Source organism: Oleiphilus sp. HI0132, from assembly GCF_001635845.1.
The window spans coordinates 1-901 of the sequence record NZ_LWGJ01001651.1 but is presented as its reverse complement, the minus strand read 5'-3'; the positions used below and the strand labels follow the sequence as shown (position 1 = coordinate 901).

Genomic DNA, 901 nt, shown 5'->3' with positions numbered 1-901 from the left:
CACCAAAAAAATAGCAGCTTCAGTACTACTTTTTAGCTGCTCTTGCACCTGGCTTTGTAGCTGGGCAAGTTTGGTTTGGGTGGATATGGTAAAAGCGCGCGTTAGGTGTGGTACAAAGATGCCGAGAATTTTCTTTGTTTGGTTATCAAAATCCTGCTGAGTATCTGGGCGGTAAAAGGTGATGCTGGCAATGAACTGGGTATCTCGATAAAAGCAGGTGCTGATACTATGGAAGCAATCATTTTCACGGAATAGCTCCTGATAGACTTTAGAAGAGCGTTAGCTTTGGCTATCTAATAGCTCTGAGCCTTTTTTGATTGAACTGGTAGACATGTCTTCGACGCTTAGTCTGCGTTCATCAAGGGGGGCGTATTCTTCGCTATATGACTCGATAGTTTTGTCGTTAAATCGATTAGCAACGATACTAAGTTGCTGGGACTTCCTATCAGTAATCGTTAGATAGCCGCCCAGCGCTTCAATTGCATCGCAGATATCGCTGATAACCTCTTCCCATACATCGTCGTAAGCGACCGATTCATATATATGAGCGACAAGGTCGACAATTTTATTGTTGTAGTTCATTGCTATGCCACGAGACCTATAACTGCTGAGCGATCTAGATTTAAGCGCTTGAGAGATCTTTAAGTTGTAAAGATAGTAACGGAATTCCTGAGTAGATTTCCAGTTTAATAAGCGCTAGTTCACAGAATTGGCATTGAATTAGAAAAAAATTCCTGGGTCGCCATTTGGGCGGAGAATTGTCAAGACCCAGACGGGTTCGATTAAGAATATATTCTACGTATAGTAGTACTTGGCTTGCCTGAGCACTGTTTGCACGGATTAGCAACGGTGTTCTGGGCCAGTCACTAGTTAGGCAAGCCTTTTACTTTTGCGCATCGCA

General features: G+C 43.1%; 2 protein-coding genes. One reads left to right on the top strand and one right to left on the bottom strand.

The window, feature by feature from the left end:
- Positions 1 to 105 precede the first annotated feature (105 nt).
- Positions 106 to 255, top strand: a complete 150-nt coding sequence (locus A3766_RS29950) for a hypothetical protein (protein ID WP_156490768.1) — start codon at positions 106 to 108, stop codon at positions 253 to 255.
- A gap of 24 nt (positions 256 to 279) precedes the next feature.
- On the opposite strand, the gene A3766_RS25410 is transcribed toward A3766_RS29950, so the two are convergent.
- Entirely contained in the window at positions 280 to 582 is a 303-nt protein-coding gene (locus tag A3766_RS25410; RefSeq protein ID WP_068511170.1) for a hypothetical protein, read from the bottom strand.
- Between the last annotated feature and the right edge of the window lie 319 nt (positions 583 to 901).

Excerpts from the sequence above, each read along its gene's own strand:
- A3766_RS25410 (WP_068511170.1), bottom strand. The coding sequence starts at position 582 with ATGAACTACAACAATAAAATTGTCGACCTTGTCGCTCATATATATGAA.